We start from the raw sequence: 13,873 nt of genomic DNA on the forward strand, positions 1-13,873 counted from the left end.
ACAGTCTGAGATTCTCCGTTCACCTTCTCGAGCTTCGAAGTCTTTAGCCTCTACCCAAAACTACGCGTATATGGTAATATGTGGACATAGGTTCATTATGCAATACGAAGTTTCATCTAACGAAACAAAGGAGGGATTTTGAAAATGATCTTCATTAAACGTCTGGACCATGTCCAAGTGTGCATACCTGTGGGAAAAGAGGAGGTCGCGCGCTCTTTTTACGGCGGACTTCTAGGTTTAAGGGAAATTCCCAAACCCGAATCATTAATTCCAAACGGCGGTCTCTGGTACGAAATCGGGGATATTCAACTTCATATTGGCGTCGAGCAGATGGATAACGAACAATCCAAACGTCACCCTGCCTTTGAAGTGGAGAATTTGGATAAAATTCGCGAGTACTTGGAACAACACGGGGTGATTACCCAGGATGAGAAGCCTATTCCCGTTGTCCATCGCTTCTCATTCTTTGATCCTTTTGGCAATCGGATCGAATTCTTGGAGAAATACTCTGCCTAACCATCGCTGACTGTGACAAGGAAAAATCAACCCTATCTAAAAAACCCAATCAAACCCGGCAAAGGTTTAATTGGGCTTCGATCGAACTCTTCAGCTACTTCGTACAATGGTCATTGCCAGAACCATCCCTGATTATCTTTACCTGTTCTTCGCTCCGAGAAAATCGCGGTAAATCCCCGGAGTCGAATCTGGAATGAGAACCGCTCCGACGCTATTCTCATAAAATTGAGCAGGTCCGACACCGCCAATGATCGCGTACACGTAGCCGGCTTCCCTCATGCTGTGGAGACTCTTGAGCAGCAGCGCTTTGCCGATGCCTTTGCCCTGTTCCGAATCCAGCACGCGAGTGGGCCCGAAGAAATTAGGCGCGGTAGCTTCATAGCAGGCATAACCGAGGATGTCCGCGCCCCGGGTGGCAAGATAACAGGTAATCGGAGTCCGGGAGAAGCAAACATCACATTCCCCTGAAGCATGGAGGCTGGAATGTTCCGCCACCCACTCGACGACGCGATGCTTATCCGGGGCCAGTGCCCGGTGGATGCGAATGCCCTCTCGCTCCAGCCGGGCGAGAAGCTCCTCCTGGGGAGGCAGATTTAGTAAATTAACAAGCATGTCGGCCATGTTCCGGTTCACTCCCCCTTCGATATGGCACCATCGCCTGACCCGCCATCCTCCCCGTTCCCGTTTCCCGCTTCCAAACGGCCCTTCCCGTTGCGGATCGCCGCTTTGAGTCTGCCTTTATGCCGCTCCAACAGCTCGGCTGCTTCTCCGACATCTACACCGATTTCCAGCATCAGAATGGCGGTCTTCACATGCATGCCGGCTTTATTCAGCGCTTCGGCCGCCTGCTTCCAGGAGACGCCGGTCACCTCGCGCACGATACGTATAGAGCGGTCATAGAGCTTGCTGTTGCTGGCCTTCAGATCGACCATCAGATTGTTGTAGACTTTGCCCAGCTTGATCATAACGCCGGTGGTCAGCATGTTCAGCACAAGCTTCTGGGCGGTGCCGCTCTTTAACCGGGTGGAGCCGGAGATGACCTCCGGACCGACTACGGGCGCGATGCAGATGTCGCACAGTTCGCTCAATCGGGAATTTTTGTTGGTGACGACGCCCACCGTTGCCGCTCCGTTCTCCTTGGCCTGGCGAATGGCGCCCAGCACAAAGGGGGTGGAGCCGCTCGCGGTGATCCCGACGACCACGTCGCCCGCACCGATCCCCTTCTCCCGGATCAGGCGCGCCCCGCTCTCCGGGTCATCCTCGAAGCCTTCCACGGCAGTCCGGAGAGCGATATCGCCACCGGCGATGTAAGCCTGAACCAGATCGGGATCGGTCCCGTAGGTAGGCGGACATTCGCTGGCGTCCAGCACCCCCAGCCTCCCGGAGGAACCGGCTCCCACGTAGAACATTCGCCCTTCGTTCTGCAACGAGTGAGCCAGCAAATCGACCGCTTGGACAATGGCATCGATCTCCTGACGGACCGCTAAGGGAACCCGCTGATCCTCCTCATTCATCAGAAGCAGCATTTCCCGGGTGTCGCACTCGTCGATAGAGGCGGTAGCGGGATTGTTCATTTCCGTTGTCAATTGCGCGAAGTATGAAGTCATTAGTCATCCATCCTTTTCTGGACGCAATAGAGTAAGATTCTGTCGCACGCCCTGCATTTAATAAGAATGTTGTGTTCTGAGATCAACCCTTGACCGAGCCGACCGTCAAGCCGGCGACGAAAAAGCGCTGAAGCAAGGGATACAGAATGATGATAGGCAGCGTCGAAGTAATGATGACGGCCGATTTGATGGACATCGCGATGGTGCTCTTGTCCGCCGATCCCGCCCCGTCTCCGACCATAGCCGTCCCGTTGACAATATTGCGCAGGAACAGCATGACCGGATACTGATCCGTGTTGAGGTAGATCAAGCCATTGAACCAATCGTTCCAGAAGAAGACCGCGGTGTACAGCCCGATCGTTGCCAGCGCCGGTGTGGACAGAGGCAAGATAACTCGCCTGAAGATTCCGAAATAATCCAATCCGTCGATGATGGCGGCTTCTTCTATTTCCGTGGGGATGGCCCGAAAGAAGTTGATCAGAATAATCAGATTGAACTGGTTAATGGCAAAGGGCAACAAGATCGCCCATACCGTACCGGTAAGATGAAGACTAGAAATAAGCAGATAAGTCGGAATCAGCCCTCCCGAGAAAAACATCGAGAACACGATGAGCCTCATAACGAGCTTATGCCCTTTGAGAAACCGCTTCGACATCGCATAGGCGAATATAGTGGACATGAACAGGGCGATCGCGGTTCCTCCAACGGTATAGAAAATCGTATTGCCGTAAGCTCTGAAAAAGTTGGGATAGGTGAATATCTGGATGTAAGCTTGAAAATTCAGCCCGACCGGCAATAACGTAACTTTATTATTGATGATCGCACTGGGGCTGGACAGGGATAGAGCCAGCATATAGAGAAACGGAACAAAACAAATCAGAATGACCAGAAACATGACAGCATAAATGAGCACATCAGCGATTGACAGAGGACGAAGTCTTCGTTGCTTGAACATGGAGTGCCGCTCCTTTCCGAATTAGTAGATGCTTTCGCCAGTCGCTTTCCTGCTGAGCCAGTTGGTGCTGGAGACCAGGATGACACCGACAACGCCGCTGAACAGTCCGATCGCTGTGGCGTAAGAGTAGTTCTGATTGGTCAGACCGGTACGGTAGACGAGGGTGTCGATAATGTCGCTCACCATGGCATTGGATGGCGTATACAACAGCAGCACCTTCTCGAAACCGAGACTCAGGAGTGAGCCGACATTCAGGATCAGCATGACCATGATCGTTGACATGATCGAAGGAATGGTCACATAGATGACCTTCTGAAACCGGCTGGCCCCGTCGATATCCGCCGCTTCAAACAGCTCCCGATTGACACCGGTGATGGCGGCCAGATAGATTATGGCGGTCCAGCCCGTATACTGCCAGGTTTCGCTGAGAATATAGATCGGGCGGAAGTATTGCGGCTCATTGACGAAATAAATCGGCTCCATGCCAAACAGATTGCCCAGCACCCGGTTAAGCAGGCCGGAACTGGGAGACAGCAGCTCGCTCAGAATGGCGATGACTACGACCGTAGAAATGAAGCGGGGCATGTAAGATACCGTTTGCACGAATTTGCGGAACCGCTTGGCACGAACTTCATTCAACAGCAGGGCAAAGATGATCGGAATCGGAAAATTGATCAGAATGTTCCCGAAAGACAGGATGATCGTATTGTAGAAAGCGCGCCAGAATGCCGGATCCTGGAAGAAGCGTTCGAAGTAGGCCAATCCGACCCATTCGGATCCGTACGGCCCCATCCCCGGACGGTATCGCCGAAAAGCCAGAATATTGCCGATCAGAGGCGCGTATTTGAACAGCAAAAAATGACTCAAGGGCAGGAGCATCATAATATAAAGCTGCCAGTAGCGGCGAAAATGGCGCCTCGCAGGAGGACGGGGGGCTTCGACTTCACGGGCGGCGGACTTGGAGAGAACTGTTGGATCGGTCATATCATTCACCTTCTTCGCTTGGTTGAGAGACGGCATGGCGCGCATTCCCGAAATAGTAAAGACCTGCTATTGAAAATGTCGGTCAACCTGTGACTCCATTCTCCCCAGCAGGTCTTTATTCATATCATTTGCATCGGAATTCCGGAATCCTGGAATTATTTCAAATTGTCGTTGTACAGTTGAGCAAAGCGTTCGATTTGCAAATTTTTCATTTCCTTGACATATTGATCCCAATCTTTATCCAAGTTCTTCTTGCCGGTCAGGAAACCGTCAGCCCAGACTTCAAAAGTATCCGAAAGAGGAGTCTGCAGCGAACTGGCTTCCTCAGCCGTCATATCGTCGAACATCGGTGTTGGAGGAATGCTCTGGATGGCATTGTCCATAGCAGCAACTGTAGCGTTGATTTCACCGTAATTTTCGTCGTATTTCGTCATTTCCCTGGCATTAACCCATACCATCTGGGTAACGTCGGAACCCGCTCCATATTTCAACTGCATTTCCTTGTAGATCCCGTTAGGCGAATTGACAATTTCATCGGCATATTTGATGGTGTTGCCATCCATCGTGTAGGTTTGGCCTTCTACACCGAGACACCATAATTTAGCGCCTTCTTCGGAGTAGAAGATTTCGTCAATGGTCTTCACCAGACGTTCAAAATCCGGACGATCCGCCGTTTTCTTAGGGAACAATATGCCGCTGCCTGTACTGCTCTTCGGCTGATGATGCGCTCCGGCAGGACCTTCCAGAGGAGGGTACATCTGCAGCTTGAATCCTTCCTCTGTCGCCGCACTTTCTACTCCGCCGATTTGGTCGTAATAGGCATAGGTGGCAAAGGATTTGCCGGTAGCCAGCTTCTGAGACCACTTGTCGCCGTCAATGGGATCGGCCATCTCCGGATCCAGCAAGCCTTCCGCGTACAGCTTGGAGAAGAACGTCATATACTCCTTATATTCGTCGCTGATGGCACCGGGGAAATAGGTTTGGTCCGCGTAATTCCAGCTCAGCGTATTGGTGCCCGAGGCTCCATTCTTACCGACGCTGATGCCATAGGAAGGCATCGTCATCCGGTACAACACCCGAGGCCCGGCGAGAATCGTCAGTGGATAAGAATCCGGGTTCTCTTCCTTGAATTTCTTCAGAACGGTATACAAATCATCGAACGTCTTAGGCGCATCCAGCTGGTATTTCTCCAGCAGATCCTCCCTCATGATGAGACCGCCGTCATAGAAGGGCTTGTCGTATAGCGAAGGCAGGTAATAGCGTTTGCCGTCCTTCAGATTAAGGTCCTCCACTTCCTTCTCGAGACCGAACTCCTTGACGCGGGCATTGAAATTGGGCGTCCAGTCGGAATAATCGCTGATGGGTACGATAGAACCATTCAGAGCAAGGGAGGCATTCTCCCCTTTGGTGGATTGATACAGGATCACGTCCGGAGCATTGTTGAGTGTGTTAAGAGCGAGAGAAACCTTCGTTTGATAATCGGCGATCGGAATCACTTCATAATCGATCTTTACGTTGTAGCGTTTTTCTACCTCTTGGATAACCAGCCAGTCTTTCTGAAAGGGCAGCGTGGCGTTGTCCGAATAGAAGACTTTGAATTTAAGCGCTTCTTCCGAATTCTCTGGTGCCTTCCCTGTATCCGGGCTTGGATTTGCGCTTGCTGGCGGCGAGGAGGGGTCACTGCTGTTGCTGCTGGTGTTACATCCTGTAAGCGCTGACATAATCATGATGGATACAAGGGTGATAGAAGCCATTTTCTTCTTGATCATTCGTGTGTTGACCTCCCTAATTTTTAATATAAAAACTGTAACAAAAGCAGTTTGGGCGATTCCCAACTTCCGGCAAGTTGCTCAAAGTAGTTTGGAATAGTGCCCTATTCGGGTTCGCTTGAGCGAATGATAACATATTTTGTTTCTGCGGTCAATGGTGTTTCGTGAAACTTTATTTCAAGCTCGTCAGGACTTTCTTTCACTAGCTTGCGCTTGCTAAGGTTTATACGGGGGATCAGTTTGTTTATAATCAAGCCTTTGAACCTGAGCGACGAAGAAACTGATATTTATATCTGCCTTCATGAACAAATAGAGGAATTATCAGGCGAAGCTCCCCGTCCGGATCACAGACTGTTGGATTATCCTGCCACTATTCAGGGGGCCGGTCTATTATAACGAAGGAAAATTCATCCAGCCCTGATCGGCTTCTGCTGCAAATGGATTCCGATGAATCTGCCGATATGGATTGTTGGTGCTGATGGACTTTTTAATACCGATCTACTCGGCCCTCGCCCCTCCTTTTGCCTGTTATCCCCTTCAATCAGGAATCATTCGCGGGAATTGCACATTTAACTAACTGAGCCAGAGGGATATTACCTACAAGGTCACTGAACTAAGGGGATATTCCTCCAAAAGGCTGCCTGAACTAAGGGGATATTCCTCAAAAGGCTGCCTGAACTAAAGGGGATATTACCCAAAAGGCTGCCTGAACTAAGGGGATATTCCTCAAAAGGCTGCCTGAGCTTAAGGGATAGAGGTCAAAAGCAGCGAGGATGGCATCCTGAGAACAGCTTCTTAGATTGGACTAAAACCACTCCTTCATCGAGTTAATAAAATCTAGCGGACATCCGCCGGCACAGCAAGGGCAGAGGCCCATTCCCGCCTCTGCCCTTCTATTCGTCCCGCAAGGTTTCACCATGGCGGAGGCATCTGAGCCTATCCGCCGGCAGACCCCTGCGCTGCCATTCGGCATACAGCCGATCCAGCGCTTCCTTGGGCGTGTCGTCTGCCAAGCGGAAGGCGCCATAATGCATGGGCACCATCACCTTGCCCCGGCAATCCTCCAAGGCTTGTACCGCCTCTTCCGGAGTGACGTGCTGCATAGCCATGAACCATTCCGGCTCATATGCTCCGATCGGCATGAGCGCATAATCGATGTCGAATCGCTTGCCGATCTCCCTGAAGCCGCGGAAATAGCCGCTGTCTCCAGCAAAGTAAATGACCGGCTCCGGCTTCCTCCCGCAGATGACCCAGCCTCCCCAATGGGAGGTGTTCGTATCCGTCAATGTTCTGCGGGTCCAATGCTGAGCCGGGACGAACGTAAACGTCACTCCGTCCTTGCTAACCTTATCCCACCAGGAGAACTCCTCCGCTGTCTTAAAGCCCTTCCGCCGCAGTTTGTCCCGTAAACCGACCGGGGCATAGACGACAGGTTGCCCAGGCAGCTTCCTCAAGGAAGGAAAATCGAGATGGTCATAATGCCCGTGCGAAATAAGCACCACATCCATATCCGGAAGCCTGGAGATGTCCAGTCCGGGCGGAGCCAATCGTTTGGCGAAGCCCATTCGGTTAGCCCATACCGGATCGGTCACAATGTTCAGACCTCCGATCTGAATCAGAAAGGTGGCATGTCCGATCCATGTGATGGATACTTGCTCCCTGTTGCTGCGCAAATAATCCAGATCAGGCACAGCCTGCGGAACCTGATACGATAAATCCTTCTTCTTCGCCCTTCTTTCCTTCTGCCACTGCCGCAGGCTGCTGAATGAATTTTCGAGCCTGACCCCGTCCATATTTTCGTAGCGGGGCCGTTCAGTCCTCCAGCGTAATCCAGATCCCCGTTTTGTCATCTGATTTTTTGAACCTCGGATATTTCCTTCCGTCCGCGTCTGCTTCTTCAAGAGATATCAGCCAATCAGCGTAAGCTGCCAGCCCTTTCCGCATAATTCGCTCCGTCAATTCACGGAATTCCGAGGCTGTCTCTCCTTTCTCCTTTGGCAAAAAAAGACCGTCTGTAATCAGAAGAAGAGCCTTGAGCTGAATCCGGTTAATGCGGCCGTACTCGAGCAGATCTTCCAGTTCAGGCTCCCCGCTAACTACAGAATACCCTTCCAAAGTATTCAATTTCAAGCGATTGCGCTGAATGGTGGGAATGACAAACTGCCTTAGCTCCTCACGGGTCGTTATTCCCTGCTGCTGGCCTTCCTGCCAGAGTTTCTTCGTCTCCTTATCAATATGGGCCACTTGATCATGCGTGACGACGCGGATCGTTCCGTCCTTGTATACCGCGATCAACATGCAATCCCCAGCTTGAACGTATTCAATCGAGCGTTCGTGAATTCGGACCGCGGCCAGTGCAGCCGTCCATAGCTGCCGCTTGTCGGAGACATCGATCCCGCTGTGCACCATGGCCTCCCGCAGCCGACGGTTAGCCTCCAGAACCGCCTCGTCCAAGCGGAAGCTTGTTCCCACCGTCTCCCCAAGAGCTTCCAAATGCTGACTGATCAGCATGGAAGCGAGCTTGCCTCCGGTTTCTCCTCCGGGTCCACGATATGGGACCAGAGAGGTCGAACCGTCCACAACACCATATAAAGCCAACGAATCGTTTATGACCAAAGCATCCTCATTCCACTCATTGCTTCCTTTTATCGATAGCTGCTCTTTGTTCCATGGTGTATTCATCAGTAAGCTCCTCCCCCAATCAATCTATGTGAACTGGCTTATCTGGATGGCGGCCGTACTCAAACATCATGCGCACTTGTGACTCGGTATTCCGCTCCACCGACAATTCCGGCAGCTCCTTGTCCCCGAAGAAGCCGATCTTGCTCGTCTCCGTTCCGGTTTGGGCTGCTCCCCCGACGAGCTCACAAAGGATAAATATTTTGTAAACATGATATGGGGATGGCGGATGCGGGTAAAACTTCTTATCGCAGACAGCCAGTAATTTCACCGGCTTCACTTCATAGCCCGATTCCTCCCGGACCTCCTTCACCGCTACTTCACTAGGGGAGAGTCCTATGTCCGCCCAACCGCCGGGCAGCGACCAGCAGCCGTCCATCTTCTCCCGGACGAGCAGCAGCTTGCCCTCCTGGAACACCACTCCCCGCACATCCACCTTCGGTGTCGCGTATCCGGTTTCATTCGCGAACAGTTGGGTCACTGTCTGCATGTCGACTCCTGTATATTCGGACATAATCTCGGCACTCAGCCTTCTAAGCTCCTCGAAACGCTCCAAATCATATACGTCCTTCGAATAGGTCAGGCCCGCCTGAGCAATCGATTGGATCTGCTTGGCCCATTCCAGCCACTTCGGCTCCATCGCACTTCCCCCTCACAATTTTTATGCAATCGTAACTATGGTGCTGATACCGTGACGACTTCAATGCCTTGCCCGTCCAGCTTACTTAAAACCATCTGATCATCCGTATCCGTTAGGACTACGTCGATTTCCCCCAGCTCGCACACATTATAACGGTGTACCCGGTTCCAGTGGTTTTTCCCGATCAGCAGTATCTTTTGCTTAGAATGCCGGAGGACCGTCTGCTTTAGCTCCAGACTATCCTGCAATGCGGCGCTCACCTTCCAGTCCGGCGAGATCCCCGAGGTTCGCAAGAAGCATTTGTCAAAATTCATCTGCTGAATCGTTTGCAGGGCAAAGAAACCATAGCCAGACTCATCCTCCGGATGGATCGTACCGCCAACATGGATCAGCTTTACCTTCGCGGCCAGCTCGGATAAGCCATGAATGCTGTTCGTGACCACCGTGACCCCGGGCATGGGCTCCATTTCATAAAACATGAGATTGGTATAGCTGGAAGACTCGATAAAGATCGTATCCCCGGGCTCAATCAGCGCGGTGGCCGCCTTCGCGAACGGCTTCTTCGCTTCGGCTCCTCCCCTGTCCTTATAAGCGATGAAGGCAGAGGCTTTGGAAGGCAGCAGCGCCCCTCCGTATGTCTTTTGCACAAGTCCTTGCTCATCGAGCAAACGGAGATCCTTACGGATCGCATCCTCCGTAACGGAAAAGAGAACGGCCAATTCCTTTACCTGAACCCTTCCTTCCTGCTGGATTAAATCGACAATCCGCTTCCTTCTTTCCTCGGTAAAGAGCATTTTGTTCATGATCTGCGTAAAGGATACTCGCGACTTGAGTCGTGAGAGGAATTTGCGCCCTTCTCTTATTAGTCACGCCCCTTTACTCCTCCTCTTTTGATTCTTATTTCTGAATTTCCGCTTCAAACAGGAACATATGTTTGATATAGTGAAATGTGTAGGATACAGCTTAGCTGATAATATTAACACGAAGCAAGGTGACTTGAGTTGAAGATCACTTTAACCGCCAAAGTGAAGATCTTGCCCGCTCCTGAACAAATCGATGGGTTACGACAGACTTTACGAGCTTATCGTCTGGCAAGTGATTACCTGTCCAAGCTTGTATTTGAAGAGAAAATTCTCTCCAAGACGAAGCTGCATCAGTTGATGTATCGAGAGTTGCGTTCTACCTTTTCCTTGCGATCTCAAATGGCCCAATCAGTCATGCGAACGGTGATTGCTCGGTACAAGTCATTAGTCGGCAACGGCCACCTCTGGACATTCGTCCGGTTCAAGAAACCGGAGCTCGACCTCGTTTGGCGTCGAGATTACTCGCTTGCGAAGCGGATGTTTTCCATCAATACCGTGCATGGCCGCATCAAGGTGGCTTATGAAACGAAAGGCATGGAAACGTATTTCGATGGATCCTGGTCCTTCGGGACCGCCAAGTTGGTCCACAAGCGAGGGAAGTTCTTCTTACACCTTCCAATGACCAAAGAAGTGGAAGAAGTCTCGGATCCATCTTTGAATCAAGTAGTCGGATTAGACATGGGCGTCAATTTTATCGCGACCAGCTATGATTCCCAAGGTCAATGTACGTTCTTTCACGGTAGACCCATTAAGAATAAGCGCTCGAAGTACAAGCATTTGCGAAAGCAGCTGCAGCAACTGGGGACAGCCTCCGCTCGCCGTAAGTTAAAGCGGATCGGGGGACGAGAAAACCGCTGGATGACAGATATCAATCATCGGATATCCAAGGCACTCGTCCGCCGATATGGGGCCCATACGTTATTTGTACTGGAAGACTTAACGGGCATTCGAAACCGTACAGAGCGGGTTCGGGTCCAGGATCGTTATGAAACCGTCTGTTGGTCCTTCTATCAGCTGCGCCAGATGATCACGTACAAGGCCATCCTCCATGGAGCCAAAGTGATCGCGGTTGATCCCCGTTACACCTCACAAGCCTGCCCCAAATGTGAGCATACAGAGAGAGCCAATCGGGATAAGAAAAAGCACCGCTTCTGTTGTCAGAAGTGCGGGTATCGTTCGAATGATGATCGCATTGGCGCCATGAATCTTCAGCGCATTGGAATCCAGTACATCGCTGAAGTGGCTGTGTAGGTATACCTATGCAGTCGGGCAGCAGTCAACCTGCCTATGGTAACGCCCCCCCAAGGAAGGAGGCTAACCGCCGTACTCACTTCCGGGCAGTTACAAGCTCGTGACTTGAGTCATGAGTTGTTGACCCTGACTCCACCATTCTATTGCAATTGTTTGGTATTGATGATGAGCATTTTGTATTATTTAACCTTAAATATTGGATATCATTTAGTATTGAAAAATATTATTATGTATTGTTTGGTATTATTGTATCCTGATAACAATTCAACGTCAACTGGAAATCGGACGATATCATTCCCGCGACTAATCATTTCTCCGCGCATAACGGCGATAGAACCAGCCGATCAGCAGCAGATGAATAGCAAAAGCCGCCGAATAAAACCAAACGGTATAGGGCGAAGCCTGCTGTCCGGCCCAGTAAGCTTTGGCTATCCAAAAAGAAGGAAGCATGGAAGTCAGCCACGACCACGGTTCGGGGGCAAAATAAATTGCAATAGGTGCGGCCATTGTAATCCCGATCCCTTTGGACAAGGCGAGCCCCTCCACTTTGTTGGCCGCAAAGGCAAGCAACAGAAGCGAGACGGCGGGAGCCTGCAAGGAAAGAAGCAGCGTTAGAAGAACCAGTTGGACAGGGGAAATACGAACCAGATCGATAAAATAAACGAAAAAGACGGTATATGCGGCGGAGAGCAGAACAGGAGAACTCAACCGATAGATCAAGTAGCCGGATTTGGTCAGCGGAGTGACAGCAAAATAGGAGATGAGCTGCTCGTCTCTCTCATCCAGCATCAGAAACCCGGCGATCATTCCAAGCATAAGCGGGAGGAGCAGAAGGGTTTCGATCAGAATAAGGTCATAGTAGACGGTCAGGTCCATCACCCCGGCATGACCGAGCCATTCTGTCAAAAATCTCAAGCTGTGGCGGACAGCAACAGCAAGAATGAGAGGCCCTGCGAGAGCCATCACGAGCATCGGGTCCCTCATGATATTCCGAGCGTCAGCGGCGGACAACGAAACATATTTGTTCACCGGGCTCCCCCTCCTATCTTCAACACAATATAGTTAGTAAAGGAACGTTTAGCCCATACATAAGCTAAGCCAATCCATATTAACAGCACCAATAACCCATACACCATTTCCCACGCCGCCAACGGATGGAATGGAGAGGCTATTAGCAGCAGAGTGCCCTGGGTCGGCAGCAAATAATAGAGCGGGGAATCGAAAAGCTTCATGTACCCGAGAACAGGAACATAGAAAAGAATCGAGTACATAGGAGAAACGAGAAAAAAGCCATTCAGCGTCTCATAACGAACGGCCAATCCCAGCCCGATCAAGGTAAAGAATGCCGAGGTAAGGAAAATTCCAGCCAAAAATAGTCCGCTGATCTCCTCGATCCCGAATGAGGAGACATGGACAGCGGTTCCGCTAAGAGTCGAAAGCATGGCCAGCGATAGCGTCTTGGCCGTCATGTATTCCCTGACCTGCAAAGGGGTGACGAACAGATTATCGTAGATATTCTGTCCCTTCTCCAGCAAGACGATCCCGCCGATAAAGAAGAAACCGAGAGCGCTCGGATCGGTAAAAATGACAATAACCGACAGCTCAGACTTGGCCCCGGCCGGCACCAACGACAACAGCAAGCTGTACATGACCGTAATGAGCAAATACGCCAAATAAAATCCTTGTCTGATCTGAAACTTGACATCATGCCCCCAGGCGGCTAGCGTTCTTCGCATCTAGTCCAGCTTCCTTCCCGTCACATCGATAAAAATGTGCTCCAGAGTAGCTTCCTGACTGTGCATCGTCTCAATCGGCTTATCCCGGATGATATTGAGAAAACGGCTGTTCCTCCCAATGCATTTAAGGGAGAACTCCTCCGTTCGGCGCTCATCGTTTTCCTTGTACTCCACCACCAGCTTCTTCACTCCTTGTCTCAGCTTGAGCTCCCGGGGGGAGTCGATCAGCGGAATTTGCCCGTCCACAATAAAAGCTACCCGGTCGCAAAGCTCCTCGGCCGCGTTCATGTTATGTGTAGTGAGCAGCACAGTTTTGCCTTCCGCCTTGTGCCCGACAATCAACTCCTTCACCAGCTTGGCGTTAACCGGGTCCAATCCGGAGGTCGGTTCGTCCAAGAACAGCACTTCCGGGCGATTCATCAGCGCTCGACACAGGTTCAACCGCATCTTCATGCCTTTGGAAAAGCCCGATACCTTCTCGCGTCCATAGTCTTCCAAGCCAACCCTGGCCAGTAAACGCTTCGGCTCCTCGGTCTCGCAGGAATAGAGGGATCGGAAAAAATTCAAATTTTCCAACGCAGTAAATCTCGAGTAAAAATTGGGGAACTCAAAAGCAACCCCAATCCGTTCAAAATAATCGGCCTTCGCCTGCCGCAGCTCCCGCCCCATCACTCGAACGCTTCCTCCGTATTGCTTCAAAACTCCGATCAGGATCTTCTGAATAGTGCTTTTTCCCGCTCCCGATGGTCCGAGAAAACCAAAAATCTCTCCCCGGCTGATATGAAAATCAACACCTTTGATTGTATTAGTACGGCTCCCTGCGTAAGCATAGGTTAAGCTGCTAACCTCAATCACGGCTTCTCCCTCCCCTTC

Annotated in this window: 14 protein-coding genes; 2 read left to right on the forward strand and 12 right to left on the reverse strand. The window is 51.1% G+C overall.

Annotated features, from left to right (window positions below; all coding sequences use genetic code 11):
* Positions 1-144: 144 nt before the first annotated feature.
* Positions 145-516 carry a VOC family protein gene (locus KJS69_RS19090; protein ID WP_213585379.1) on the forward strand — a complete coding sequence of 124 codons (372 nt, stop codon included), beginning with the start codon at positions 145-147 and terminating at the stop codon, positions 514-516.
* Between the two features lie 138 nt (positions 517-654).
* On the opposite strand, the gene KJS69_RS19095 is transcribed toward KJS69_RS19090, so the two are convergent.
* From KJS69_RS19095 to KJS69_RS19135, 9 genes are all read right to left on the reverse strand, one after another.
* Positions 655-1,137, reverse strand: coding sequence for a GNAT family N-acetyltransferase (locus KJS69_RS19095; RefSeq protein ID WP_213585380.1), 483 nt, complete (start codon positions 1,135-1,137; stop codon positions 655-657).
* A gap of 8 nt (positions 1,138-1,145) precedes the next feature.
* A complete protein-coding gene (gene murQ / locus KJS69_RS19100) occupies positions 1,146-2,123 on the reverse strand; it encodes an N-acetylmuramic acid 6-phosphate etherase (RefSeq protein ID WP_213585381.1) in 978 nt (325 codons plus the stop codon).
* A gap of 82 nt (positions 2,124-2,205) precedes the next feature.
* On the reverse strand, positions 2,206-3,078 hold the full coding sequence (locus KJS69_RS19105) for a carbohydrate ABC transporter permease (RefSeq protein WP_213585382.1): 873 nt from the start codon (positions 3,076-3,078) through the stop codon (positions 2,206-2,208).
* Positions 3,079-3,099: 21 nt separating this feature from the next.
* The gene (locus KJS69_RS19110) at positions 3,100-4,062 is read right to left on the reverse strand and encodes an ABC transporter permease (protein WP_213585383.1); all 963 of its coding nucleotides are present in this window, start codon (positions 4,060-4,062) and stop codon (positions 3,100-3,102) included.
* Positions 4,063-4,217: 155 nt separating this feature from the next.
* The gene (locus tag KJS69_RS19115) at positions 4,218-5,831 is read right to left on the reverse strand and encodes an extracellular solute-binding protein (protein WP_213585384.1); all 1,614 of its coding nucleotides are present in this window, start codon (positions 5,829-5,831) and stop codon (positions 4,218-4,220) included.
* Between the two features lie 893 nt (positions 5,832-6,724).
* Entirely contained in the window at positions 6,725-7,681 is a 957-nt protein-coding gene (locus tag KJS69_RS19120) for an MBL fold metallo-hydrolase (RefSeq protein ID WP_213585385.1), read from the reverse strand.
* Positions 7,644-8,513: a protein phosphatase 2C domain-containing protein gene (locus tag KJS69_RS19125; protein WP_213585386.1), complete on the reverse strand. Its 870-nt coding sequence runs from the start codon at positions 8,511-8,513 to the stop codon at positions 7,644-7,646. Before KJS69_RS19125 ends, KJS69_RS19120 begins: the two co-directional genes overlap by 38 nt.
* Before the next feature lie 19 nt (positions 8,514-8,532).
* A complete protein-coding gene (locus tag KJS69_RS19130; protein ID WP_213585387.1) occupies positions 8,533-9,150 on the reverse strand; it encodes an NUDIX hydrolase in 618 nt (205 codons plus the stop codon).
* A gap of 35 nt (positions 9,151-9,185) precedes the next feature.
* Complete coding sequence (locus KJS69_RS19135) at positions 9,186-9,953, reverse strand: DeoR/GlpR family DNA-binding transcription regulator (RefSeq protein WP_249730614.1); 768 nt, start codon at positions 9,951-9,953, stop codon at positions 9,186-9,188.
* 198 nt (positions 9,954-10,151) lie between these two features.
* On the opposite strand from KJS69_RS19135, the gene KJS69_RS19140 reads away from it, so the two are divergent.
* Entirely contained in the window at positions 10,152-11,264 is a 1,113-nt protein-coding gene (locus KJS69_RS19140) for an RNA-guided endonuclease InsQ/TnpB family protein (protein WP_213585388.1), read from the forward strand.
* 303 nt (positions 11,265-11,567) lie between these two features.
* Here KJS69_RS19140 and KJS69_RS19145 read toward each other — a convergent pair whose 3' ends face one another.
* The 3 genes from KJS69_RS19145 to KJS69_RS19155 are packed head-to-tail and all read right to left on the reverse strand — an operon-like array spanning position 11,568 to position 13,855.
* Positions 11,568-12,293 (reverse strand): hypothetical protein, encoded by a 726-nt coding sequence (locus tag KJS69_RS19145; RefSeq protein WP_213585389.1) that lies wholly within the window; start codon positions 12,291-12,293, stop codon positions 11,568-11,570.
* A complete protein-coding gene (locus tag KJS69_RS19150; protein WP_213585390.1) occupies positions 12,290-13,000 on the reverse strand; it encodes a fluoroquinolone export ABC transporter permease subunit in 711 nt (236 codons plus the stop codon). The genes KJS69_RS19145 and KJS69_RS19150 overlap by 4 nt, the downstream gene beginning before the upstream one ends.
* Positions 13,001-13,855, reverse strand: coding sequence for an ABC transporter ATP-binding protein (locus KJS69_RS19155; RefSeq protein WP_213585391.1), 855 nt, complete (start codon positions 13,853-13,855; stop codon positions 13,001-13,003). It abuts the gene before it with no gap.
* Positions 13,856-13,873 lie beyond the last annotated feature (18 nt).

Origin of the sequence: Paenibacillus sp. J2TS4, from assembly GCF_018403245.1 — a bacterium.
Taxonomy (GTDB): Bacteria; Bacillota; Bacilli; order Paenibacillales; family NBRC-103111; genus Paenibacillus_L.

Excerpts from the sequence above, each read along its gene's own strand:
- KJS69_RS19090 (WP_213585379.1), top strand. The coding sequence starts at position 145 with ATGATCTTCATTAAACGTCTGGACCATGTCCAAGTGTGCATACCTGTG.
- KJS69_RS19095 (WP_213585380.1), bottom strand. The coding sequence starts at position 1,137 with ATGGCCGACATGCTTGTTAATTTACTAAATCTGCCTCCCCAGGAGGAG.
- murQ (WP_213585381.1), bottom strand. The coding sequence starts at position 2,123 with ATGACTTCATACTTCGCGCAATTGACAACGGAAATGAACAATCCCGCT.
- KJS69_RS19105 (WP_213585382.1), bottom strand. The coding sequence starts at position 3,078 with ATGTTCAAGCAACGAAGACTTCGTCCTCTGTCAATCGCTGATGTGCTC.
- KJS69_RS19110 (WP_213585383.1), bottom strand. The coding sequence starts at position 4,062 with ATGACCGATCCAACAGTTCTCTCCAAGTCCGCCGCCCGTGAAGTCGAA.
- KJS69_RS19115 (WP_213585384.1), bottom strand. The coding sequence starts at position 5,831 with ATGATCAAGAAGAAAATGGCTTCTATCACCCTTGTATCCATCATGATT.
- KJS69_RS19120 (WP_213585385.1), bottom strand. The coding sequence starts at position 7,681 with ATGACAAAACGGGGATCTGGATTACGCTGGAGGACTGAACGGCCCCGC.
- KJS69_RS19125 (WP_213585386.1), bottom strand. The coding sequence starts at position 8,513 with ATGAATACACCATGGAACAAAGAGCAGCTATCGATAAAAGGAAGCAAT.
- KJS69_RS19130 (WP_213585387.1), bottom strand. The coding sequence starts at position 9,150 with ATGGAGCCGAAGTGGCTGGAATGGGCCAAGCAGATCCAATCGATTGCT.
- KJS69_RS19135 (WP_249730614.1), bottom strand. The coding sequence starts at position 9,953 with ATGAACAAAATGCTCTTTACCGAGGAAAGAAGGAAGCGGATTGTCGAT.
- KJS69_RS19150 (WP_213585390.1), bottom strand. The coding sequence starts at position 13,000 with ATGCGAAGAACGCTAGCCGCCTGGGGGCATGATGTCAAGTTTCAGATC.